21 protein-coding genes are annotated in these 24,772 nt (G+C 45.5%); 10 read left to right on the top strand and 11 right to left on the bottom strand.

From position 1 onward, the window contains the following. Positions 1-20: 20 nt before the first annotated feature. The 5 genes from GXO74_10770 to GXO74_10750 form a co-directional block, all read right to left on the bottom strand. Entirely contained in the window at positions 21-878 is an 858-nt protein-coding gene (locus tag GXO74_10770) for an LEA type 2 family protein (protein ID NOZ62154.1), read from the bottom strand. A gap of 24 nt (positions 879-902) precedes the next feature. After that, a complete protein-coding gene (locus GXO74_10765; GenBank protein ID NOZ62153.1) occupies positions 903-1,520 on the bottom strand; it encodes an MBL fold metallo-hydrolase in 618 nt (205 codons plus the stop codon). Between the two features lie 43 nt (positions 1,521-1,563). After that, the gene (locus GXO74_10760) at positions 1,564-2,148 is read right to left on the bottom strand and encodes a hypothetical protein (protein ID NOZ62152.1); all 585 of its coding nucleotides are present in this window, start codon (positions 2,146-2,148) and stop codon (positions 1,564-1,566) included. Between the two features lie 4 nt (positions 2,149-2,152). Beyond that, a complete protein-coding gene (locus GXO74_10755) occupies positions 2,153-4,432 on the bottom strand; it encodes a DEAD/DEAH box helicase (GenBank protein NOZ62151.1) in 2,280 nt (759 codons plus the stop codon). Positions 4,433-4,623: 191 nt separating this feature from the next. Beyond that, complete coding sequence (locus tag GXO74_10750) at positions 4,624-5,304, bottom strand: hypothetical protein (protein NOZ62150.1); 681 nt, start codon at positions 5,302-5,304, stop codon at positions 4,624-4,626. Here GXO74_10750 and GXO74_10745 point away from each other — a divergent pair. The 4 genes from GXO74_10745 (at position 5,282) to GXO74_10730 (ending at position 10,391) form a co-directional block, all read left to right on the top strand. After that, entirely contained in the window at positions 5,282-5,641 is a 360-nt protein-coding gene (locus tag GXO74_10745; protein NOZ62149.1) for a hypothetical protein, read from the top strand. The genes GXO74_10750 and GXO74_10745 overlap by 23 nt on opposite strands. Positions 5,642-6,198: 557 nt before the next feature. Beyond that, positions 6,199-7,701: a long-chain fatty acid--CoA ligase gene (locus GXO74_10740; protein ID NOZ62148.1), complete on the top strand. Its 1,503-nt coding sequence runs from the start codon at positions 6,199-6,201 to the stop codon at positions 7,699-7,701. Positions 7,702-7,734: 33 nt separating this feature from the next. Next, the gene (gene fusA, locus GXO74_10735) at positions 7,735-9,810 is read left to right on the top strand and encodes an elongation factor G (protein NOZ62147.1); all 2,076 of its coding nucleotides are present in this window, start codon (positions 7,735-7,737) and stop codon (positions 9,808-9,810) included. 77 nt (positions 9,811-9,887) lie between these two features. After that, positions 9,888-10,391 (top strand): HIT domain-containing protein, encoded by a 504-nt coding sequence (locus GXO74_10730; GenBank protein NOZ62146.1) that lies wholly within the window; start codon positions 9,888-9,890, stop codon positions 10,389-10,391. Positions 10,392-10,439: 48 nt separating this feature from the next. Here the strand turns inward: GXO74_10730 and GXO74_10725 are convergent, their stop codons facing one another. From GXO74_10725 to GXO74_10700, 6 genes are all read right to left on the bottom strand, one after another. Next, positions 10,440-10,646: a cold shock domain-containing protein gene (locus GXO74_10725; protein ID NOZ62145.1), complete on the bottom strand. Its 207-nt coding sequence runs from the start codon at positions 10,644-10,646 to the stop codon at positions 10,440-10,442. Positions 10,647-10,679: 33 nt separating this feature from the next. Continuing rightward, positions 10,680-11,468 carry a phosphoribosylformylglycinamidine synthase subunit PurQ gene (purQ, locus tag GXO74_10720; protein NOZ62144.1) on the bottom strand — a complete coding sequence of 263 codons (789 nt, stop codon included), beginning with the start codon at positions 11,466-11,468 and terminating at the stop codon, positions 10,680-10,682. 29 nt (positions 11,469-11,497) lie between these two features. Then, the gene (gene purL / locus GXO74_10715) at positions 11,498-14,398 is read right to left on the bottom strand and encodes a phosphoribosylformylglycinamidine synthase subunit PurL (protein NOZ62143.1); all 2,901 of its coding nucleotides are present in this window, start codon (positions 14,396-14,398) and stop codon (positions 11,498-11,500) included. Positions 14,399-14,685: 287 nt separating this feature from the next. Then, on the bottom strand, positions 14,686-16,344 hold the full coding sequence (locus tag GXO74_10710) for a hypothetical protein (protein ID NOZ62142.1): 1,659 nt from the start codon (positions 16,342-16,344) through the stop codon (positions 14,686-14,688). A 104-nt stretch (positions 16,345-16,448) separates the two neighbouring features. Further along, a complete protein-coding gene (locus GXO74_10705; GenBank protein ID NOZ62141.1) occupies positions 16,449-17,516 on the bottom strand; it encodes a methionyl-tRNA formyltransferase in 1,068 nt (355 codons plus the stop codon). 236 nt (positions 17,517-17,752) lie between these two features. Next, positions 17,753-18,469, bottom strand: a complete 717-nt coding sequence (locus GXO74_10700) for a hypothetical protein (GenBank protein NOZ62140.1) — start codon at positions 18,467-18,469, stop codon at positions 17,753-17,755. A 226-nt stretch (positions 18,470-18,695) separates the two neighbouring features. On the opposite strand from GXO74_10700, the gene GXO74_10695 reads away from it, so the two are divergent. The 6 genes from GXO74_10695 (at position 18,696) to GXO74_10670 (ending at position 24,555) form a co-directional block, all read left to right on the top strand. Further along, on the top strand, positions 18,696-19,241 hold the full coding sequence (locus tag GXO74_10695; GenBank protein ID NOZ62139.1) for a sigma-70 family RNA polymerase sigma factor: 546 nt from the start codon (positions 18,696-18,698) through the stop codon (positions 19,239-19,241). Further along, positions 19,238-19,663 (top strand): hypothetical protein, encoded by a 426-nt coding sequence (locus tag GXO74_10690; GenBank protein NOZ62138.1) that lies wholly within the window; start codon positions 19,238-19,240, stop codon positions 19,661-19,663. The genes GXO74_10695 and GXO74_10690 overlap by 4 nt, the downstream gene beginning before the upstream one ends. A gap of 3 nt (positions 19,664-19,666) precedes the next feature. Further along, positions 19,667-20,128 (top strand): hypothetical protein, encoded by a 462-nt coding sequence (locus GXO74_10685; GenBank protein ID NOZ62137.1) that lies wholly within the window; start codon positions 19,667-19,669, stop codon positions 20,126-20,128. 493 nt (positions 20,129-20,621) lie between these two features. Beyond that, positions 20,622-20,858, top strand: coding sequence for a hypothetical protein (locus tag GXO74_10680; GenBank protein ID NOZ62136.1), 237 nt, complete (start codon positions 20,622-20,624; stop codon positions 20,856-20,858). A 15-nt stretch (positions 20,859-20,873) separates the two neighbouring features. Next, the gene (locus tag GXO74_10675; protein NOZ62135.1) at positions 20,874-22,394 is read left to right on the top strand and encodes a T9SS type A sorting domain-containing protein; all 1,521 of its coding nucleotides are present in this window, start codon (positions 20,874-20,876) and stop codon (positions 22,392-22,394) included. Between the two features lie 1,504 nt (positions 22,395-23,898). Beyond that, positions 23,899-24,555, top strand: a complete 657-nt coding sequence (locus tag GXO74_10670) for a DUF2202 domain-containing protein (GenBank protein ID NOZ62134.1) — start codon at positions 23,899-23,901, stop codon at positions 24,553-24,555. The last annotated feature ends 217 nt before the right edge of the window (positions 24,556-24,772 follow it).

Raw genomic sequence — 24,772 nt, 5'->3', positions numbered from 1 at the left:
CTCTGCGGTTTTTGCAAATCTTACCGTGAAATTTTAATATTCCCTGTGCGATTGAACGGCAGCGACAATTGCGGCATGACTTTCAGGGACGAAGTCAACGCTGCGTCTCCTTTGAGCTGGTAATTCAAACCGGATTTCCCGGTGAGCATGCTGTACACGGTGCGCCCGATTTCCACGAAATTCAGCGACAGAGGAATTTTGATGATGCTGCTGCCTTTTTGATTAATCTGCAGCGCCTCGGCGATCTGTCCCACGCCCCACTGTTTATTGTTCACCAAAAAATCATAATTCAATTTGTTGATGTTGAGCGAAAACGCGTTGGGGTTATCGACTTTGAGTTGCAGCTCCACTTTCGCCGATGAAAAATTGATTGATTTCAATTTTAGCGAAGATAGCTTGATCGAAGGAATTTTTGCCAGCGGCAATTGTCCTGTCTTTTGCACCGGGATGCGCGTTTTGCCCAAAATAGGCAGATCAAAAGTGAGCCCGGCGGCGATTTTGTAGCCGGCGTTGTCGCTGTTTTTCAGGGATTTGTAAGTGTCGTAAATTTTTTTGAAAGTCAACGACAGCGGAATTTGCAGTGTGCTTTGGCCATTGGCGCTGATCGTCGTTTGCTTTGCCTGATTGCCGGTGAGAAAGGATTGTCCGTTGAGCAAAAAATTGTAATCAAAACCCGCCAGCGTCGCCGCGACCGGGTTCGGGTTGGTGATGTTCAAATCTATTGCCAGATCCACTTTGTCGAACGTGATATTCGTCAATCTGACCTGTCCGACTTTCACTTGCGGCTTTTGTACGTTTGCCAATTGCTGCAAAGCTGCGCAGGAGAAAATTAGCGGCAACGAAATGAGCAGAATCAGCAATATGGTTTTTGTTTTCATTTGTGCGCCTTTCTGATTTTTTTATTAGAAAAAAGGATTATTTTCTTTCTCCTGCCCGACTGTCGTGTCCGGTCCGTGGCCCGGATGGATGATGCAGGAATCCGGCAGTGCAAAAATTTTGTTTTTCACCGATTTGATGAGTTGTTCGTAATTGCCACCGGGCAAGTCTGTTCTGCCGATCGATCCCCGAAAAATCAAATCGCCGACAAAAAGGTGGTTTTCTATTTGAAAAGTGACGTTGCCCGGCGAATGTCCCGGCGTGTGCAAAACTTTCACTGCTAATTTCCCAATTTTCAACTCACCGCCGTCGTGCAGAAAAGTATCCGCAGAAACATTTCCCGGTTCAGGCATGCCGAACATCATCGCTTGTGTTGAAGCGTTTTGGGCAAGAACCTGATCCGCCTCATGCAGCAGAACCGATACGTCCCATTTTTGTTTGAGCGTGTTAACGGCGGAGAGATGGTCAAAATGACCGTGAGTCAGAAGGATGAAATCCGGAATGAGGTTGTCATTTTCAACAGCAGCAAAAATTTTATCTGCCTCATCTCCCGGATCAATCACAGCGCAATGTCTACTGTCCTCGGGGGCAATAATGAAACAATTTACTTCGAGTGGTCCGACAACAATTTTTTTGAGAATCATACAACTCCGGGGTTAAGAAAATTTCATAGTTCTAATTTGCACGTTAACTTTCATCCCTGAAATAACTGCTTTTCTGCCAATCTTTTGCTTTGTCTTGCACGTGCTTCAAATAACAGCGACTTTTTTTGTCGCGCACGTCGTAAATGGCGTGCCGCAGGATCACCACGGGAATGCCGCCTTTCAGATACAAAGTGATTTCGTAGCGGGAAAAGTCCGCAATCACGCCGCGAAGGATTTCCCCTTCGAGCAGAGTGAAAAACAGCACTTCTTTGTCTTTCATCAACGGAAACAAAGATTTGTTTTTCACAAATTTTCGATCTTTGACGGTCAGAATCGGCTCCAGCATCTGCTTCTTGACGTGCTCGTTGTATTTGAGCAATTTTGAAATTTGCACCTGATGTTCGTGCAAATGTACAAATTTTATGTTATGCTTTGGCAGCAAAATTTCTTTGCCATTTTGAAGAGAAAGTTTTGCCTCGTAAGCCTGATTGTCAATTACCTTTGCTGTCAAAATTTGGTTGCTGTGAACGTGAAAATCATAGAGCGATTCATCAGCGAGTGCTTCTTTAAAAATACTTTTTTCGTAATTCTCAGCAAGATATTCTTTCAAGCCGATCAACTTGGGCACAGTGTTACTCCGATGTTCCTTTTTCCATCAAAATTTCCAATAATTTCAACGCACTTCTTTTGCCGCTGTCGCCGGTCTCTTCAGCGGGACCGACGCAGGACGGGCAGCCCGATTGACAGGGGCATTCGGCAATGAGTTGCTTTGCTGCCACGAGTAAATCGTCGTGCACGTAAAATAATTTTCGGCTGAATCCCACGCCGCCGGGATAGGCGTCGTAAATGTAAACCGTGGGGCGTTTGGAAAAAGTGGCGCGAATCATGGGAATCGTCCGCAAATCCGCCGGATCAGCCATGACGTAAAACGGCGCCACATTACCCAGCACATTTGCCAGAGCGCGCAGCGCGTAGCCCAGATCTTCTTCGGAAAGTTTCATTTTCTCCATTGCTGCTTCGTCCAATTCCAGCCAGTACGCCATCGTGTGCATTTCCAGTTCCGGCAGATGAATATGCCCCATACCGATATTTTCGTGGGTGTGAAATTTGATTTTTTTGTACGCCGTCGCTACAGTGGTGACGCTGACCTCACCGTAGGCTTTTTTCCCGCCGATCACTTCCTGTTCGTCAAAAACGTCCAGCACTTTCAAATTGGTCTCGGAATGGGCGTCGGTGTAGTGGTTGACTTCGACTTCGTGCACGTAAGCCTTACGCCTGTCCCAATCGAGTGTGTCCACGTGAAATTGCCGGCTCTCGTGGATGTAGATGGCATCCTCGTAAATCAACAGCGGAGCGCTGAAATAATCGACTTCGCCGATGACGCGCTCGTCGTGCGTAGTGTCGATAATGACAAAATTTTCCGGCGAAGCGCTGCGCAGGCTCACTTCCTGCGCCGGGTAAATTTCACTCATCCAGTGCCATTTTCCCTCTGTGTGGTGAAGCACGCCATTTTCCTCAAGATAGGCGAGAATGTCCTGCGTGGCGTCAACGCCAAATTGCTCGTCGTCTTCAAAAGGAAGTTCAAAAGCGGCGCATTTGAGATGACTCATGAGAATGACTAAATTATTAGGATCGACGATACCGGTTTCCGGAGATTTCTCGAAAAAATACTCCGGGTGATTGATGATGAACTGATCCAACGGCGCGCTGGAAGCGACGAGAATGGCGACGGAAGTTTCTGCGCGTCGGCCGGCGCGGCCTGCCTGTTGCCAGGAACTGATTATTGTCCCCGGGTAGCCAGCCATGATGCACACGGATAATTGACCGATGTCAATGCCTAACTCCAGCGCATTGGTGCTGACGACTCCCAAAATATCGCCTTGGCGAAGCCCCTGTTCGATATCGCGTCTTTCCAAAGGCAAGTACCCGCCGCGGTAGCCGCGAATGAGCTTGGGCGACTTTTTCATTTTGCGCATGATTTCTTTGAGATAAGTCACCAAAATTTCCACGCGCAGCCGGCTGCGGGCAAAAACGATCGTTTGAATCCCGCTGGAAAGAAATTTTGCCGCTAATTTTTGCGCCTCATTAATCACAGAACGCCGAATGCCCAGTTCCACATTCACGACCGGCGGGTTGTACATGATGAAATGTTTTTCTCCGCGCGGGGCTCCGTTGTTGTCGATCAGATCGATGTCAGTTTCCAAAATTTTCTCTGTCAGTTCTTTTGGATTGCCGATAGTCGCGGAGCAGCAAATGAATTGCGGGTTACTGCCGTAAAAATTGCAGATCCGCTTGAGACGGCGGATAATATTTGCCATGTGGCTGCCGAATACACCACGATAATGGTGTATTTCGTCAATTACAACATAATTTAGATTTTCGAATAATTTAATCCATTTTGTGTGATGCGGCAGAATTCCCTGGTGCAGCATGTCCGGATTGGTAATCACAATATGTCCGGCGGTACGAATTGCTTTTCTTGCTGAAGCAGGGGTGTCGCCGTCGAAAGTGTACGTTTTTATGTCTCGATCCAATGCGTGGGAGATTTCGTACAGTTCATTCAATTGGTCCTGCGACAACGCTTTCGTGGGAAACAAATAGAGCGCGCGCGATTCTTTATCTGAGATGAGTTGGTTGAGTACCGGAATATTGTAACACAGCGTTTTTCCCGATGCCGTGGGCGTAACAATCACCACATTTTTTCCCGCGAGAATATTTTCAATGGCGGATGCCTGGTGGCTGTACAATTTTTTTATCCCGCGATCTTGCAGAATTTTGACCAGGTCGGGATGAATGGCATCGGGAAATTCAGAGAAAACAGCGGGGCGCGCCGGAATTTTTTCCCAGTGCGTGACGTTAAGGTAGATGTCAGGATTATTTTTGACGACGTCGAGAATCTGGTCTATGGTCATGAAAATTTACGTCCTGATAGTGAACGGATTGAAATGAATTTAAAAAAAATGCAAACCTTTTTTGAAGGAAAGGAAAATAGTTCAACGCCTGAACATTAATAAAATTAAAATACATATTTTCCGCAAGATTGTCAAGAAGAATTTATTTGCAAAAAAGCCCAATTCCTTTTGAGAATCGGGCTTTGATTTCATCAATGGCTTTGAGAAGCAGCTTTTTTGGTTTGCTGCCTGGCTTTCATCGTCTTGAATTCGCTGACTAATTTTTGCATGTCCGGGTCAGCCGCGATTTTTTTGTCCAGGGTGACAACTTTTCCTGTGCGCTTGATTATTTCCTTTCTCTTGTTAAAATCGATCCGAATGTCGCCGATTTGCTGGCCTCGGTTGCCGCCCAAAATGGCCACAGAATTTCCGTATTTTTGAATTTCCGGTTTGTAAATCGGATCGTGGCAGCCAATGATGACGTCGATGCCGGGTACTGTCTCTGCGAGCATTTTCATTTGCGGGTAGCGGATGTGCGCCAGCGCAACGATGACGTCGCATTTGTCGCGGATTTCGGCAACAACTTTTTTCGCGGCTTCAATCGGGTCCGTCACCACGAGCTGCGGCTCTTTCTGGTCGACGACAATTTGCAGCCGCTTAAACACAACGCCGAAAATTCCAACGCGCAAATCTGGTGCATTTTTGCCGTTGATTTTCGCGCCTTTCAAAGTTTTAATAATGTACGGCTTGAAAAGGAGTTCTTGTCCGCCGGGTTGGTAAATGTTTGCAGAAACAAAAGGCAAATTGTACTTTTTCTGCATCGTGGTTAAAAATTCCACGCGCTGCCAGAAATCGCGCTCGCCGAGAGTAATGGCGTCACAGCCGATTCGCATCAGCGCTTTGAGCGTGTATTCCGCTTCCAGCCGATTATTTTCACCGCGTCTGCCGATAAAATCGCCGGCGTCAACGACGAGACGGAATTCGCTATCTTTCTCATGGGATTTGATGTATGCAGCCCGCCGGGCTACACCGCCGCTGCGTTTTCCGCCTCAGCCGCAGGGGGCCAGATTTCCTGTCAGATTGGTAGAACTGAAAATACGAAGCGAAAAGGCCTTTTTCGCTGGCTTTTTGTCTTTGGCCATAACAGAAAATGAAAACAATCCTGAGAAAACAAAAACTGCGGAAAGAAGAAAAAATCTTTTTGCTCGATCCATTTGTCTCTCCTGTTAAAAGTTTGAATTATTGCACACGATAATTCCGACTATTGAAATAGCGATACGAATTAATGACTTCAATATGCTCAACAATCTTTTGCTGCAAGAAATGGTTTTTGAACAAGGGCGTTAATTTTTACAGAAATTTAATTAACACTACTTGGCCAAATTATGAATATCAAGACTTATTATGTTATTTATGCAGTTAAACATCCCTCTAAATCCCCCTTCAAAGGTGGACTTTACTGGATCCCCCCCTTTGAAGGGGGGAAAGGGGGGATGTTTAGAATCAAACTGACTAAGCAAAGTTAAAAAGTACAAAATAAATTAATTAGATTCAAGAAAAAAATAGACAAAAAGCATTTCTCCTGATTATTGTCATTCCAGGCGTGATCATTCTAAAAAACAGGCGGCAAATTGACCGGACTACATTTATATTTGAGTTGCTGAAATGTGGCTCATTTACTCATTAAATTTAATATATTGGGCAACGGCAGAAAAAACGCTTGATTTTAAAAAAATTTTTCATTAATATATAAGACTTTTAATTTATGGAGGAATGTCCTGCAAACGATGGTATGGAAAAAACTACACACGATCATTGAGTCTCATCCGGATAAAGAGGCGCTTGTATTTCAAAATCATCGCATTTCTTATCGCGCGTTGGGAGAAATCATCAATCGACTGGCAAATGGATTGAGAAAAGCGGGTATTGAGAAAGGCGACCGCGTGGCTTTGATACTGCCAAATGTGCCTCATTTCGTTTTCAGTTACTATGCCGCGCTTCAGATCGGGGCGCAGATTATTCCGCTAAATTATCTCATGGAATTGGATGATTTAAATCAGGTGCTGAATAAAGCCGACCCCAAAGCGGTAATATTTTGGGGAAAATTTCGCAATTTGCTGAGTTCGTATTTTTCCAATGAGAATGATTCTCTGGTTCGCATCGTGCTGGGGAAGAAATTGAACGGCGAGGAATTGTCGCTGACGCACTTGATCGCCTCAGCAGATGAACATTTTCAAGCCGAAGAAATTTCGCCGCACGAAATCGGCGCGATTCAATTCACCGCTGGAACGAGCGCATCGCCTCAGGGCGCGCTGTTATCGCATTCTTCGCTAACGGAAAGTTGTCGGGGCATTACAAAATTTTTCAGATTTTCCGATTCGGATGTATTCCTGGCAGTGTTGCCGCTTGCCTTTGGGGTCTCTCAAAGCGCGGTGATGAATGCCGCTCTGAACAAAGGAGCGACGCTCGTTTTAATGCCCAAATTGGATATTGAATCGATCATTCGCATGATATCGGAAGAGCGAGTAACGACGGTCGTCGGATCGCCTCGATTATTTCAGAAAATAGCCGAATTGGAAACGCCGATTGAAGGTCAAAAACTGAAGATTTGTCTGTCGGTGAATAATTTCTTGAGCGAATCAATTCGGGAAGCTTTTGAACAAAAAATTGGCGTTCATTTGTTAAATGCATATTCGGTCACTGAAGCCGGCGGCATTGTTGCAGCCATGCATCCGTCATCTTTTAATCCGAGAAATTCTATGGGGATGGTTTTGCCGCACGTGGAAATTCAACTTTTTCAGGATGGCGGTGAGCTATTGCCTGTCGGCGAACGAGGCGAACTGCTCATTCGCGGCGCCAGTTTGTTCTCCGGTTATTTCCAAAACGATGAATTGACGGCAAATCGTTTGCGCGATGGATGGTTCCATAGCGGAGATATCGGCAAGAAGGATGTAGATGCGTTCATTTATTTTATTGACCGCAAGTGTGACACGATTTTGAAAAGCGGCTTTCAAATTTTAGCCAGGGATGTGGAAACCATTCTACGGACGCATCCAAGAGTTAAAGAAGTCGCAGTAATCCCGGTGCCACATCCAAAATTCAAGCAGGATGTTAAAGCGTACATTGTGACAAAGGGTAATAGCTTGACACAAACGGAGGTTCTTGAATTTTGCAAGCAAAAATTTCCTATGTACATGTGTCCTTCTCTGATCGAGTTCCGCAGCCAATTGCCGAGAACGAGAATGGGGAAGATTTCCAAAAGAAAACTAAAAAATGAAGTTTGGCTTTAATATACAATCACTGCTAATCGAAGGAGGCTTTTCGTGAAAGAGTATTCAATTGACAAGATTCGTAACGTTGTATTTGTGTCACACGGAGATACTGGCAAGACGACTCTCGCTGAAGCGATGCTGTTTTCTGCGGGAGAGACAAATCGTTTTGGTAGTGTGGAAGACGGAACTACTACATCCGATTATAGCAATGATGAGATAGAGCGAAAGATTTCTATTTCAACATCTCTAATGCATCTTGAGTGGAAAAGTCATAAAATCAACTTGCTGGATACGCCCGGCTATTTTGATTTTATCGGTGAAGTTAAATGCGGCGTTCGGCCGGCTGATCTGGCGGTCGTGTTGCTGAATGGCGTGGCCGGCGTCGAAGTTGGCGCTGATATTGCATGGGAAATTTTGGATGAATACGGAACGGCGAGAATATTTTTCATAAATCATATGGATAAGGAACATGCAAATTTTGATAATGTTCTCAAAGATGTGCGTGACGCTTATGGTAATGGTGTTGTGGCGCTAAATTTTCCCGTCAACCAGGGCGAGCAATTTGACAGCGTGATAGACGTATTGCGAATGAAAAAAATTACTTTTGCGGCCGACGAAAGCGGCAAATATACCGTTGACGATATTCCCGACGATTTAAAAGAAAAAGCTCAGCAATTGCGAACCGAATTTATCGAAAAGGTGGCTGAATGTGATGATGAGATTTTGGAAAAATATTTTGAAAGCGGGGAATTGACGCCGGAAGATATTGTCAACGGAATTAAGATCGGGTTGATGAAAAAAACGATATTTCCCTTGTTGTGCGGCGCGGCGAAAAAGAATGTGGGCGTCCATCTGTTGTCGGATTTCATCGCGGAATACGGACTTTCGCCGGCGGATTTGTCTCCGTACGTCGCAGAAGAAAACGGCGAAGAAATAAAAATCGAGGCAGATGCAGCGGCGGACTTTTCCGGATTTGCATTCAAAACGTTGTCGGAAATGCATGTGGGAGAGCTGTCTCTGGTGCGCGTCTATTCGGGCGCTTTAAAACAGGGCGATGAAGTATTAAATTCGACACGGGGGAATTCAGAAAAGATAGGTCAAATTTACTCATTGAACGGCAAGACTCGAAAGGAGATTGGCGTCCTCACGGCCGGCGATATTGGCGCACTGGTGAAATTAAAAGGGACACACACCAACGATAGCCTGTGCAGCAAAAAACGGAAAATTAAATTTAAACAAATTGAGTTTCCGACGCCGGTAACTGAAGTGGCGGTAAAGCCGAAAAGTAAAGGCGATGAAGATAAAATATCCAGCGGTTTGCAGACGCTGAATGAAATCGATCCCAGCTTCAAGGTGAGAATAGATTCGGAGTTGCATCAGACGGTCATTTCCGGCCAGGGAGAAGTGCATTTAGCGGTTATTTTGCAGCGTTTGAAAGAGCGCTATGGTGTGGATGTGGAGCGCAAAAAACCGAAAATTCCTTATCGCGAGACGATTACGACCAAGGCCGACGAAAAATATCGCCACAAAAAACAGTCCGGCGGCGCAGGGCAGTTTGCCGAAGTCTGGATGCGCATCGAGCCGTTGGAACGCGGGCAGGGCTTTGAATTCGCCAGCAAGGTCGTCGGTGGCGCGATTTCTTCGGTTTTCATCCCTTCCATCGAAAAAGGCGTGCGGCAGGTTTTGATCGAAGGCGCGGTCGCCGGTTACAAAATTGTTGACGTGAAGGCGATTGTTTACGACGGCAAAGAGCATCCGGTGGATTCTAAAGACATCGCTTTCCAGATCGCCGGTCGTGAGGTTTTCAAAATGGCGGTGAAAAATGCCAAGCCGATTTTGCTTGAACCAATTTACACCGTTGAAGTGAAATGCCCCGAAGAAAACATGGGCGACATCATGGGCGATATTTCCACTCGCCGCGGTAAAATTTTGGGAATGGAATCGGCAGGACGGCTTCAAGTTGTGAAGGCGCTGATTCCGTTGGCTGAATTGCACGATTATTCGACGGCGCTGCGTTCCATGACCCAGGGACGCGCCAAGTATTCGCGCGAGTTTTCTCACTACGATCCGGTGCCGAAAGATGTCGAGGCAAAAGTGATCGCAGAATCTCAACAAGAAGAAGAATAAAATTTATCAGGTTGAAAAATCAAGGGTGCGTTTCGTTTTTGAACGTGCCCTTTTCTTTTTAACATTTGGAGGTTTGCATGAAAAAGCTCTGGGCGCCGTGGCGCATTGAATATATTGAAATGCCAAAAGAAGACGGCAGCGAGTGCATTTTTTGTGAGAAACCAGCGCAACAGCGCGATGAGGAAAATTTGATCCTTTACCGAGGGAAGACCTGCTTCATAATTTTTAATCGGTTTCCCTACAATAACGGCCATCTGATGATCGTGCCGTTCAAACACACCAGCGATCTGAACGATTTGTCAGCGGAAGAAAAATTGGAATTGATGAATTTGCTGATCGCGAGTCAGCGCGCGCTGTCCGAACTCATGTCGCCGCAGGGGTTCAATATCGGGATGAATCTGGGTCTCGTCGCCGGCGCCGGCGTGAAAGACCATCTCCATTTTCACATCGTTCCGCGCTGGAACGGCGACACAAATTTCATGCCTGTGCTCGCTGAAACCAAGGTGATTTCCGAAGGGCTGGAACAGACATATCGCAAGCTGAAGCCCGTTTTTGAGCGGCTCGTCGGAAAATACAAATAAATTTATTTTTCAAATGGAGATCGTGTTTTCACGTGAAATTCGGTTTTTCTATCCGACGATGCGGACATTCACCGCCCGGTCGCCTTTCATGTCTGATTTGACGTCAAAAGCCACGCGTTGATTTTCGCGCAAGCGTTTGTCTTTCACCGTGATGTCCAGACCGCTGACATGCACGAACAGTTCGTCGTCGTCTTCAGTGACAATAAAACCAAAACCGCGATTTGAATCCCACATTTTTACGTAGCCGTATTGCATGGTTCCCTCCGTAAAAAATTAATTGTGACGAAATTAGAAATTTTCTCTGATATATTCCACGGCATTCAGAAAAATTTTTTCCCCGTCAGCTTCTTTTTTCAGACCTTCTCTTGTCCAACGCGGATGCTGCGTGGGATGAAAATGGCGCTCCGGATGGGGCATGAGTCCGAAAATTCTGCCGCTGGGGTCGCAAATGCCGGCGATGTCGTCGATCGAGCCGTTGGGATTCCAGGGATAGTCCGCTTTGGAACCGTTCGGCGCAATGTAGCGAAAAACGATCTGGTCGTTCTGTTTCAGCCGTTCCAGTACTTCTGCATTTCGCGGGATAAATTTGCCTTCACCGTGGGCGATCGGGAAATAGACCGACTCGCTCATTCCTCTGGTAAAAACGCATTTTTCGCTGGCGGGTTGCAAATAAATCCAGCGATCTTCGAATTTCCCGGAGTCGTTGTGTGTCAGCGTGACTTGCTGCACGTCATTTTCCAGATCAACATCCGGCAAAAGTCCGGCTTTTACCAGCACCTGAAATCCGTTGCAAATGCCGAGAATAAGTTTCCCCTCATCAACAAATTGGCTCATCTGTTTTTTGATTTTGAATTTGAATTCATTGGCCAGAATTTTTCCTGCTGCGATGTCATCGCCGTAGGTGAAACCGCCGGGAATTGCCAAAATATGATAGTCCCGTAAAGATACTTTTTGGTTTACAATTTGATTAATGTGCACCAGATTCACTTCCGCGCCGACGCTACGAAAAGCGTGAACTGTTTCGTAGTCGCAGTTGGAACCTGCGGTACGGATGACAATTGTTTTTGTCTTTTTCATGTCAAAAATAATCCTTCGGATGTTTGGATTCACCAGCGCAGTGGCTTTTGCCAGGCTTCTTTCAATTCATTAATGTTTTCGTCGAGAATGATTTTGCCGTTCAAGCCCGTTGCCTGCAAGTGGCTTTCTGATGACACAATGCCAATTTGGGTGTGGGGGACATTTTGCAAAATTTGTTCAACTGTTTCCTCGTTTTCCGGCGTAATTTCTGCGACAAAGCGGCTGTTAGATTCGGAGAAAAGCAATTTGTCGTCTCGGGTCAAATGGTCAGAGCTGGGTATTTTTGCCAGATCAATTTTCGCGCCCAGCCCGCCGGCGAAACACATTTCCGCAAGCGCCACGCCGATGCCGCCTTCGGAACAGTCGTGGCATGAACGCAGCAACCTTTGATTCGTCGCATTGCTTATTGCCGTAAAAATTTTCTTTGCTTCGGCAGCATCAACCGCCGGGACATTTCCGCTTTGCAGACCCAACATTTCTAAATAATGCGAACCGCCCAATTCATCTCTGGTGTCGCCGATGACGTAAATCAAATTTCCGGCCTCTTTCAAATCCATGGAAATAGTTTTCGTGACGTCGTCCATGATGCCAATGGCAGAGATGAGCAGCGTCGGCGGAATAGAAATAGAGGTATCTCCGACCTGATACTCGTTGTTCAGACTGTCTTTCCCGGAAACAAAGGGCGTGCCATAAATTTTCGCGACATCGTAGCACGCCTTTGCCGCGAGCACGAGACTGCCAAGCCGATCCGGCTTGTCCGTGTTTCCCCAGCAAAAATTATCCAGCAGCGCAATTCTTTCCAGTGACCCGCCTACAGCGATGATTTGTCTGATCGCTTCGTCGATGGCGGCGGCTGCCATGGCGTAGGGAGCGATGAGTCCGTATTTGGGATTTGCGCCGTTGGAAATGACGATGCCGCGCATGGAATCCAGCACAGGTCTGAGGACAGCGGCGTCGCCAGGGCCGTCATTCTCGATGCCGACGAGCGGCTTGAGCACGCTGCCGCCCTGCACTTCATGGTCGTACTGGCGAATCACCCATTCCTTGCTGCACACGTTCCACGCTGAAAGAATTTGCTTTAAAATTTTTCCCGGATTTTCTGGTTGAGAAAATTGGGGTTCGCAAATGTCAGGCTTTTGCCACACTGCTTTGCGTGTGATTTGCGGAACGCCGTGGTGCAAAAATTGCATCTCCAGGTCGGCCACTTCGTGCCCCTGATAGCGCAGTTGCAGCCTGTGGGTGTCAGTCACTTTGCCGATGACGGTGGCTTCCACATTTTCCGCGGAAAAAATTTCCAGAATTTCCCGCTCGTTTTCCGGCGGAACGATAATTACCATGCGCTCCTGCGCTTCGGAAATCCAGATTTCGGTGTAGCTCAAACCTTCGTATTTGAGCGGCACTTTTTCAAGGTCAACTGTAGCGCCGTGTTCCTCACAAATTTCTCCCACGGCCGAGGACAAGCCTCCGGCGCCGCAATCGGTGATTGCAGTGTACAGTTTTCGGTCCCGCGCTTGCAGCAAAGTATCGACCATTTTTTTTTCAGTGATCGGATTGCCGATTTGCACGGCGCCGCTGGAAACAGTTTCCGATTCAGTGGTGAGTTCGCCCGATGAAAAAGTCGCGCCATGAATCCCGTCGCGCCCTGTTTTGCCGCCAACGACGATGATCAGGTCGCCTGGCTTCACTTTTTTCTCAGTGGAATTTTTGGGCATGATGCCCACATTTCCGCAAAAAACAAGCGGATTGCCCACGTAACGCTCATCAAAAAAAATCGAGCCATTGACAGTGGGAATGCCCATGCGATTGCCGTAATCCCGAACGCCGGCGTGCACGCCGCTAAAAATTCGCTTGGGGTGTAGCGTTCCCGGCGGCAGTTTTTCTCTGGGAAAATCTGGCGGAGCAAAACAAAAAATATCTGTGTTGGCGATGGGCTTGGCGCCGAGACCGGTGCCGAGCGGATCGCGAATCACGCCGCCGATGCCGGTATTGGCGCCACCGTACGGCTCCAGCGCGGACGGATGATTGTGCGTTTCCACTTTGAAGCAAACATCGTGTTCGTCGTCAAATTCAATCACGCCGGAATTGTCCTTGAAAACGGAAATGCACCACGGTTTGTCCAGTTCCCGGGTCACGCGCATGACCGTGGATTTGAGCAGGTTGTCGATTATTTGACCGTTAAATTCGATTTTCCCGCGAAAAGTTTTGTGCACGCAATGTTCAGACCAGGTCTGCGCCAGCGTTTCCAGTTCCACGTCAGTGGGATTTCTGTCCATTTGTCGAAAATAGGCTTGGATCGTTTTCATTTCAATCAAATTGAGAAAAAGCTGGCCTTCTGTGCTGATTTGCTCCAATTCAACGTCTGAGGCGTCCAGCAATTGAATTTCTTTGCGCTGAAAATGATAGGGAGGAGACGGCGCAAAAATTTCTTCGTTTGGCAGCACGACGTGTTGGATGAGTTTGTTCATTAGAATTTTTTCGAGAATGATATTTTTCTCATTTTCAGAGAGAGAGCCTTCGATGTGATACTTTTTTGCTGTTTTAACGCGTGACACCGTATTGATGCCCAGGTCGCGAATGCCTTTGAGCGTGCTTTCCTCGACCGGGTCCATCACGCCGACGGTGTACGTGATTTCCGCCTCCCAGACATTATTTGCGGCGGCGTGAAGCGGCGCATTGACGGCGAAGTGTTGCGTGATTTGGTCGGTCAAGAGCGACTTGCATATTTTGTTGATTTGTGAATCGGACAACTCTCCGAGCAGGTAATAAATCTCAAAGCTTCTCACTGAAGCGACATTTGTGATTTCGAGATTTTTCATATTGGCGCGAATATTTTCGCCATTCACATCGGTAAATTGTGGCTTAATGCCAACTTCAATTTTCGTAACCAACGGAGTCCTCTTTTTTTCGACAGATTGGATGAATGAGTTCATTCTGAAAAGGGAAAAAATTTGCTATTTACAAAACCAGAGCGAGATGATCGCTATTGATTCTGTTGACGTTACAACTTACTATTTTTTGACATTTTTGAAAATACCAGATTATTAAACTAAAGTCACGACTTGTTCTGGAAAAGCAGCGATTTCGTTTGTCAGTAATAATAAGCATTTCTTTGATAAAATGCAATAAAAAACCTGAACCGATTGGCTCAGGTTTTTCAAAAATAAAAAGGATATTGATGGGCATTATGCGTTGACTTTAAACAAAAGTAAGGTTTTTTTCAGCGTGGGAAAAGCGTTGTTCCAACGGCGCCGTGAATTTTTTTGCTAGAGTTCAGCGGCGGGATGTCCGATACGGGAATAAAATCCGGACGAGCTTTCTTTGCCGCGGTAATTTCCAGTTTTCCACTCAATTCCTTTCTGACTTCGCCGTCGAACGTTCCCTCGGCGGATATGCGGAAAAATGCCAAAATAGAGGGGAGAATGTCCACGATGTTGATTTGCCTCAGGCTTTTAGCAGCAGCGTACTCAGGCGATTTCATTAAAAAAATGCCCGAGTCGTCGCGCTGAGCAAAAATCGGATTCTCATCATTTGCCGAGCCAATGCACAATCTCGATGTACGTTTTTGCGGATGCAAATAGTAGCGATTTTTGCGTGGAACGAGGATCACATCCGGAGCGTTTTGGGCGTATTCACCGCTGAAAATGTCTTCTCGTCGATACAGATCTTCAAAAACATATTCAAAGGTATAGGGGTCTTTCATGTGATAGAGCTCGCTGATGATCTGGTTTTGCAATTGTTTGTATTCTTTCCCGGAGTCGACTATTCCGAATGGCTCTCGCCCTTTCACATTCAGTTGAATACCTTGCAAATTATTGGAAATAAAAAAGGCTTTTGATTTGTTCCAGATGATGTTCAGATATTCAGTGTGAAAAAGCTTTTTTACCGATCTCGGAACCGCTTTGTTGAGAACCTCGCTCACGTTATTAGGTAGAACCGAGCGAATATTGTTTTTCGTGATGCCGGATTTTGCCAGCAAGCCGGGAATAATTCGACCGTTGCCGTTGGAGTGAGCTGAAAAATATTCGTCGATGTCGGAAATAAAATTTTTTTCGGTGGAGATTTTTCGTTGCTGCAAGCCTTTTTCCCAGAGCCATTCATTAACGAAAAGCTTTTTGTTGATCGGCGAGTAGCCAAAATTTGAAAAAATAATGACTGATACATCATCTGATAAAATTTTGTCGAGACTACCAAGCAGAGAGTCAAGCTCCAGATACACTCGTTCTATTTTATCGCAATCATTCCAATAGAGCGGCTGAATGCGATCAAGGACATTTGATGTGAAAAGCGCCAAATCCCATTCCCGGTTGATCAAGAGATCTCGGAATACAGTAAATTGTCTTTTTACCGTGTCGATTGCTGTCCTGAAATAATCCTTGTCGTTTTTTTTCCTTTTCGGCTCAACTTCAGGCACATAACCCTGTCTTTGCAATTGATTATTCAGCGAGTCCGGATAGGCAAGACTTTCCCCCTCCGGCGTCAAAAATCCGCTGACAAGCACGCCGTTGACCGGCTCAGGAGCTTGCAAAATGGGCACGTTGAACAGAATTGTTTTTAAACCAGCCTGATCGGCATAGTTCCACAGGACTTTTGACTTAATCGATTCGCGCGTCGTCAAAGTCGGTAATTTTGCGTCTGCCCGATAATCGAGGAAATCAAATACATTATGTTTGCCCGGATTTTTGCCGGAGAAAAAAGACGCCCACGTACTGGCGCGATTGATCGGATAAGTGGATTTCAGGCTGCCATGCAAGCCCAGCGCATAGAGACGAGAAAAAAACGGCAATTTTTTTTGCTCGATTAGCGGTTTTAGTTGCGTAAAAGTTGCGCCTTCAAGGCCGATCAGAAGTAGCTTTTTTTGTTGCTGTCTATTTTGCATCTACCCCCCAGTTGCTTGCTGACGGAAAAAATCGATACGTCCTCAGTTGAATTTCACTTTGACTTGTTTTATTCGACACGAGCATTCTCAATTTCATTTGTCCGTTAACTTGCTGGTCTTTGCTCTACTCTGGAAAATTTATAATAGTCAGAATAGACCAAATTTAGTTTGTTGCTGTTTTTTAATTGGTTGAATGAAGTAAATTTCCCACCGGTGTCAAGTTCCAGAAGCCTAATTATTTTTTCCGCCCGAGCCGGCTTGTTTCTTGAACTAAATACAATATGCTTAAAATAAAGCTGTCCGTCGCCTGTTTGTGTCTTTACGCCGTCTTTCGACATACTGACGATTTCGCCGGGTTCAAGGACTTTTTTTGAGTTTTCTGCAATTGTCCAGGCTGGCGCCACAATTTCAATGGGATATTGGCCAAGATAAACAAAGGTCGTGGCCGGCCGGACGTCGGGGAAATCTAATGCATGAATGAGACGCCTGATTTTTTCAGCGGGCTCGGACCAATTAATTAAGCATTGATTCGGATAACCTGCCGCGTGGAAAGTAGCTTTATTGTGATTTTGTCGGATACGAGGAGCTGTTCCCGAAATAATTTTTGGAAAATACTTATTGAATAGCTTGATGCCCATTTGTGTAAGGCGATTATAAATAGTAAATGAAGTATCTTCTTTGCTGATGGGAGTCGTGTCTTGGGCAATAATGTCTCCGGCATGAATTTTTTCATCGACCCAGTGAATGGTGACGCCGGCTTCGTCGTCTTCGAACACCGACCAGACGAAAGGTAAATCTCCGCGATGACGCGGCAATTTTGAAAAATGAACGTTTATCGTCCCGATTTTAGGAAGCGCCAGCAGGGACGGGTCCAGAAAATGATTGTATTCAGCAGTGATGATGAGGTCAGGTCTTTCCATGCTGTGAATGTCTTGTAAAAATTCCGAACTATGCGGTGAAATTGGTTGAATAACCCGCAGTCCCTTGGCAAGAGCGACGCGCGTGAGGGAAGCATTCCAACCATTGGGTTCCAGTACCGCACCGTTATCGCTCCATTGGCTAACGACCAAAGGGATACTGACGTTTTTCATGCGAAATAAATAGCGCAAAATTTTACAGCCGATTAAGTTTCCTCCCATTAAAATTATTTTGAGCTTGGATTTTGAGCACATGCTTGCTTCCTTTCTTATTGACAGGAATGGCTGTATTATTGACAAGACTTTTTAGAATGCGTTGACCATAATGAAGAGAAAACCAATTGCGATCCATTTTAGATATACCAATGTTTTTACAGGCAAAGGGAGATATTTGCAGAAAAGAAATTCAGAAAATTAACAATATGCTGTGTTCAAGCAGGCGAGTGGGTGAATATATTGAAAAATCGGCCAATGAGATGAAATATGAAGCGTCATCTGTTTTTATGAAGCATTATTTCGCTGTTGATTTGTCTGAGCAAGTCATTTATTTCGTGCCGGAACATCGCCAGCGTGGTGTGGCTGATGATTTTCATTTCTTTCAGTTGCGGAATTGTCAGCAGCGACGAAAATAGCGAACGCCGCGAGCGTTTCAGCGCCGCTAAAATGAGACCTTTTTCCGCTTCCAGGTTGTCGTCAATGTTGTCGTAGCCGGCGCGGATGAGCTTACTCATGCACTCGAAAAGTCCTGTTTGAAAAGTCACCAACGGATGCTCGCGATAAGCCACGTCCACGTGACGGAAAATTTTCAACATGCGCAAAATAAGCTGGTAGACTTGCTGAAAAAGCGGGTGTGAGGCTTCCATGAAATAATGATCGGACTCATCTGATGACCAGTCGCTGTATTGCTGCTCTAAAATTTCATCAATAGAAAAATCTTCTTCATCTTCCTCGTCTTCGTCAAAATCCAGATCCTTTTCGTCGGGGAGGTCGTAGCCCATTTCCTCGAATGCCTTGCGCAATCCTTCTTCGGAATAGCCGTATTTGTCCATCAACTCTTCGAGGCGGCGTTTCTGTTCATCTTCTTTTTGAAAAAATTCTTCCCAGCGCGCTTCGTCCCATTCTTCTTCAGGGAGATTATCGTCAAAATCGTCAAAGTTGTCAAAATCATCGAAGTCATCGAAATCGTCGAAGTCATCAAAATAAGGCATTACTACGGTCCCTCGTCATTCTACTCAAATTGTACTTTTTGAATATACAAGATTATGAAATATAATGCAAGAAAAATGTTATTTTTTTTTGAAACAATCCAAACACAGCCGATGAAATTTGGAGGGAGAGAATTATTTTCACAACCATCCGTCAAAAAAATTTGACATTGGGGAATAATTTTATTAAATTTGTTGTCTAAAAAGTAAAAACAGGAGAAATGAAAATTTGACCGATGCTGCTTTGCTGGAAAAAATTCGTGCCGGTGATGAAGAAGCTTTCCGCGAGGTGGTCAAAAAATACGAGCCGCGCGTGGCAGCGATAGTGATTCGTATGCTCGGAAACAGTCCGGAAGCAGACGATGTCGGACAGGAGACGTTCATTCGATTTTTCAATGCTGCAAATCAATTCCGCGGCGATGCCTCCATTGCGACGTACCTGACGCGGATCGCCATGAATCTGTCCCTCAACGAATTGAAACGAAAAAAGCGGAGGTCATTTTTTTCACTGAGCCACGGTGACGAGGAATTTGATGTTCCTTATCAGGATCGATCCGGCGAAATCAGTGAAGCAAAGGAATTAGTGGAAAAAGCATTGAGTAAATTAGAAGCAAAATTTCGGGCAGTCGTTGTGCTACGTCTGATTGAAGGATATTCCACGACAGAAACGTCTGAAATATTAGGTTTGCCCACAGGTACGGTTCTTTCCCGGTTAGCGAGAGGCCAGAAAAAATTAAAACAAATAATTGAGCACTACTTGGGAGAGACGTTATGAATAAAAAATTAGTCGAACTTTTGTACAGATCATTCGACGCGCCGCTCTCTGCCAGTGAGCAAAAAAAATTAGAAAAAGCGCTGGAGAAGTCCGAAGCTTTGCGGCGGGAGAGAGAAAAAATTGTTGCCCTGCGCAAGAAAATGGCTGCCGTGCCGGCAGTTACCTTCAGACCTTTCTTTGCCGAGCGCGTGCTGAACAGCGTCAAAGCGCCGAGGAAAGCTGCTGCTGAGCAGACTTCGGTGTTTGATTTTCTCGTCGCTGCCTTCAAGCCGCTGGCGATTGCCGCGGTGATTTTGTTGGTCTCGCTGATGTTTTACAACCTGAGAGCGACAAAAAATTACACCCTCGCCGGTGCGTTGGGCAAAGAACCCGTAAGTCTCGAACAAATCGTCGATCCCGTGTATGCAATGGAATTGGAGTAACCTATGAATACCAAAACTAAATCTGTTTTCGTTTTAATTGCTGTGTTTGTGTTAGGCGTAGTGTTGGGAATTGTCGTAGATCGGACAATCGTGGAAAGTCAAATGCGCCGTCGTTTTTTGCGCGCCCAAGGCCCGGGAATGGCGCGCGTTGTTCTGGAGCGAATCATCCAACCGACTCCCGGGCAGAAAGCACAAATCGATTCCATTCTGGAAAAGTACGGTGAACGATTCCAAAAATTGCGAGCTGCAACGAGGATGAAAACTCTGAATTTGATGGATTCGATGCGCGTGGAAATCGAACCAATTTTAACTAATGAGCAGAAAGAACAGATGCAGCAGCACATTGAACGCATGCGTCGAGGGGCAATGCGCGAGAGGCCTTTCGAAAAAGGACGCTGGCGAAATTTCCGTCGCCCTCCGGAAGAGAGACCTCCTGAACCGCCACCACCAATTCCGCCGGAGTAAAATTTATTTCCCATCCAAAAAACTATTTTCATTTTCTCACCCTTTCAAAGGTTCCGAATCTTTGGAAGGGTATTCAATAATTGTAGCGTTTTTTCCCTTTCGAATATCCTGCAAACAACTTTTCTCAGTGCCAATTCTTAAAATTGAATTTGAAAGAAATATTTGTGCCCTCAACCATTGGTGGCAAAAAAAATTTTCATTCACGGGAATAAAACAGAATTTCATTTTGTCAAATTAGCAGAAAAGAAATTCGTAACTGTTCAGCTTGAGTCGTCTATTTATAATTTTGTAAGCTGCTGAAGCAGCTATTTGCTTTTTAGTTTGGATTATACCACCATGCTGAAGCATGGTGTTCGTTCAAAAAGCCGATTGTACTAACACCACGATTCATCGTGGTGCCAATAAATCAACCTTGCAAGCTAATTAGCCGCTTCAGCGGCTTCCGGAATGGCCACACCTGAATAGTTACAGAAATTCAAAGGAGATAAAAAAGATGATCAAATTAAACGAACAAACACAATCCAATCAAATAATCAGCGATGACCTGGCTCTCGCAGCCTACCTGAAAATGAAAGGTTATCGTTTGACAGAATTTCATCACAACAAATCAAAAATTTATTTCACTTTCGACCTCGACGACGCAGACGTGCGTCAGCTCAAGACCGATTTTGTGAATAGCGATTTTCTCGTTTTTTACAATGAACTCAGAAATTTAAAAAAAATTATGTGAAGGAGGTAGTGCAAAATGAAGAAGACGATTTTTATCATTACATTGGCGATCAGTTTACTAACAGTTTTTGTGCTCAATAGTCAGGTGATGGCGCAAAAGCCGCACAATCGAGGCGGGCAAGAAAACATGTTTGCCGGCGACCGCGGCGGATTCTGGAGCCAACTCACTGATGAGCAAAAAGAGCAAGTGCAGGCAAGGATTCAGGAATTGCGTCAGCAAGGCGCGACTCGGGAGGAAATTCATGAAGCCGTAAAAGCAATGTTGAACGAGTTCGGGATTCAGGTTCCTGAAAACCCGCCGCAGAGACGTCAGGGTCCTGGGCTTCGTGGGAACAGCCCGTATCTTTTTGAATTGAATGAAGAGCAAATGGCTGAATTGAGACAACTGGTGCAGGATTTGCGTCAGCAGGGAGCGACGCGACAGGAGATCAGAGAAGCAGCAAATGCACTTGTGCAGAGCTGGGGAGTCGATGTTCCGGAAAAACCGGGAAAAGGTTTTCGGCGAGGTCACAAGCCCGGCATGGGATTTTTCGCCGATTTGACATCGGAACAACGACAGGAATTGCGTGAAACAGTCAGTGGACTGCACCAGAAAAATGCCTCTCGTGAAGAAATTATCACTGCTGTCAAAGATTTACTCAGTGGCTGGGGAGTTGAAGTCCCGGAAAATTTTGACGAAAGATTTATGGCAGGCCCGCCTGAACGAGGACGCTTTTGGAAAGATTTGACGGATGATCAGAAACAAGCGCTGCGGACGGAAATTCGTGACATGCTTGCCAATGGCGCCGAGTTCGAAGCCATTCACGATGCGGTAATGCAGCAAATTCAGCAGTGGGGTTACGATGTCCCGGAACGTCCTGACAAAAAAGGATTTCGCGGGCAAAAACTCGCCGGGAAATTGACGGATGAACAGAAAGAGCAATTGCGGGCGAAAATCATCGCGCTTCTGGACGCCAATGCTGAACCCGGAGAAATTTTTCTGGCTGTGGGCGACATGCTGCACAATTGGGGGATTGAACCGCCCCATCCCGGATTTCACGGACGACGTCCTTTTGGACCGGGAGTAATGAGTCAACTCACTGAGGAACAGCGCCAGGCGATTCACGACCGGGTTGAAGAGTTGCGCGAGCAAGGAGCAACGCGGCAGGAAATTCACGAAACGGTGCGCCAGATGTTAGAAGAATTTGGCGTGAACTTGCCGGAAATGCCCGGAAATCAGCGTCCGGGAAAAGCTGGCGACAAAACCGGCTACCGCAGTGAAAGCGATCTGAAAGTCACGAACTATCCCAATCCGTTCAATCCGGAAACTCAAATATCCTACACTTTGAGCAATGCCGAACACGTCTCGCTGAAAATTTACAACATGCAAGGTCAACTCATTCGCACGCTGATTGATGAAACGCAGTCGGCAGGCTCCCATTCGGTGAAATGGGACGGAACCAACGACGCTGGCGAAAAAGTTGTCTCCGGCGTGTACTTGTACAAATTGCAAGCGGGAACTGATAGTTTCAGCCGGAAAATGATGCTGATGAAATGAGGTGCTATTGCTGATCAAAGGCAGCAGGCTAACTCACCTGGGAATGGTCTGCTGCCTGTTTTTTATTTTTTAATGGCAGAAAATGTGAGTGAATAAGAGAATTTAAATTTTTTTTAAGCAAATCGGAGCGAGGAATGAAAAAATTGAGTTTTTTTATGTTAGTTTTTCTTGGCGTTTTTTTAGTCCATGGCTGCAAGAATCAGGAATTAATGAATCAGTGGAAGCCTGGTGAACTAAAAATTGACGGCTCGGACGCTGACTGGCAAAGCCTGCCGCTTTTCATGGAAGAAGACATGAACGTGGCTTTCGGTTCAGCGAATGATGAGGAAAATGAATATCTGATAATAAAAATCGGGGATGTGCGGCTGGTTAGACGAATTCAAAGAATGGGTTTGACAATCTGGCTTTCGCGAGAAGGAAAAAAAGAAAAAAGATTTGGGATTCGCTATGTTGGAAGCGAATCTCTGGCAAGGAGTTTACGGCAAAACATGAATTTCGACAGACAAAGAACCCCATCGTCACGGATGAGAAAATTCAAAAAGAGCGATTTGCCGCAGGCGGGGATGATTGGTATCCTTCACGACGGGAAATTTCGCATCGAGCCGGAAAACAATCCCTGGGGACCTTCAGCGGCTTCGCAAGAGGTCAACGGACTTTTTTGTTACGAATTCAAAATTCCAATTCGGTTTGGCTTAAGCGCGACTGATGATAGTGAAGAAGAAATGTCGGATAAAATAAAAATCGGCATCGAAATCGGCGGCATTACGCCGGAAATGAGGGACGCGATGCGCGAAAACATGTCCGGAATGCGCGATAGGAGAGAAGGAATGCGTGGCATGGGAGGAGGCAGAGGCGGCGGCATGGGAGGCCGCGGCGGAATGGGGAAGTCAGGTGCTGGCATGAATGCCGACATGTCTGACTTGGAAGGAAAGGAATTTTGGTTCGATTTGATTTTGGCTGAAAAATAGATTCCTGAATTTCATTATTTCAAACTTGCAAGAAAATGAAATTCTATTAGTATCTTCATTCAACTTATCGAGAATAGGGTACAGTTAGCACGGATTGTTCTAACATGCAGATGATTTTTCGTGTCAGGGCAATCCGGTCGGCAGATAATGGGAGAAATGGCGTAGTATTTTTCTATTTCCATTTTAACTACTCCAGACAGAAAATATCTTCTGCAATAACTCTCAAGTTTCCTAATCTAAATTTCACATCTTTCAAAAAAATATCCCTTACATGAAGTTCGGAAAGACCAAAACAGAGAATAATTTCAAAAATATCGCCCGCGCTGTCTCCTTCTTCGCCCATTTGGTCGAATTAAAAATGAAATCAATCCAAATTTGAAATGAGAAAAGATGTTAACTTCTTAAGAAACATTATGTTTTAATCTTTGGCATATCTTTTGTCTAATGATAGAGCAAAACAATAAAATGTTAATCAAAAAGATGAAAAAACTATGGAGGAAATAGTTATGAAATTATCAAAAAATTTAACTCTGGTTATGATGCTGATCTTCAGCGCGCTGATTTTTGCACAATGTTCAGATGATGCGAATCCGGCTGCGCCGGTAGCAACGGATAGTCAATCTAATAGCGCTGATTTTGTTGCCTCGATTGAGGATTATCCTTTGGAAGATGTCAGCGAAGCTGAATCTGAAGGTTTGGCATTTATGCGCGAAGAAGAAAAATTAGCGCGCGATGTGTATATTACTCTCTACGAACAATGGGGGATGCGTGTTTTTACCAACATCTCCAGAAGCGAACAAATGCACACTGACGCAATTGCTACTTTGTTAGAGCGTTATAATTTGCAGGATCCGGTTGTTACCGATTCGGTTGGCGTTTTCACAAACACGGATTTGAAAGCGCTGTATGACCAGCTCATTGAGATGGGAAATCAATCACTGATCGATGCGCTCAAGGTTGGTGCTGCTATTGAAGAAATTGACATTCTGGATTTGAAGAAACAACTTGACGATGTGGTCGATAATCAGGATATCGCTTATGTTTACGAAAATCTGATGCGAGGTTCGCGAAATCACTTGCGCGCGTTTACCAGAAATCTGGGAAATCAGGGTGTAGATTACACGCCCCAGTATCTTGACCAGGAAACTTATGACGCGATTGTGAATTCTCCGATGGAACGAGGGAATAATTAAAAGATAATCAAGCAGCAAGATTGTTCATGTGTGTTCTCCTGAAAAGCCGCTTCAATCCGAAAACAGTGGATCGAGGCGGCTTTTTTATTTTGTCTTTTTTGAAACCACGGAGCACGCGGAGGAGGCGCAGAGCCCTTCCTACCGGCTCATTTTTTGATTTCAATTTTTTCACAAACCCCGGTTTCTCAAAGAAAACAGGGTTTGTAAAAACCATTCG

Source organism: Calditrichota bacterium (genome assembly GCA_013152715.1).
GTDB lineage: Bacteria > Zhuqueibacterota > Zhuqueibacteria > Thermofontimicrobiales > Thermofontimicrobiaceae > 4484-87.
Note: the sequence above shows the minus strand (reverse complement) of the source record. Positions and strands in the feature narration are given on the sequence as shown.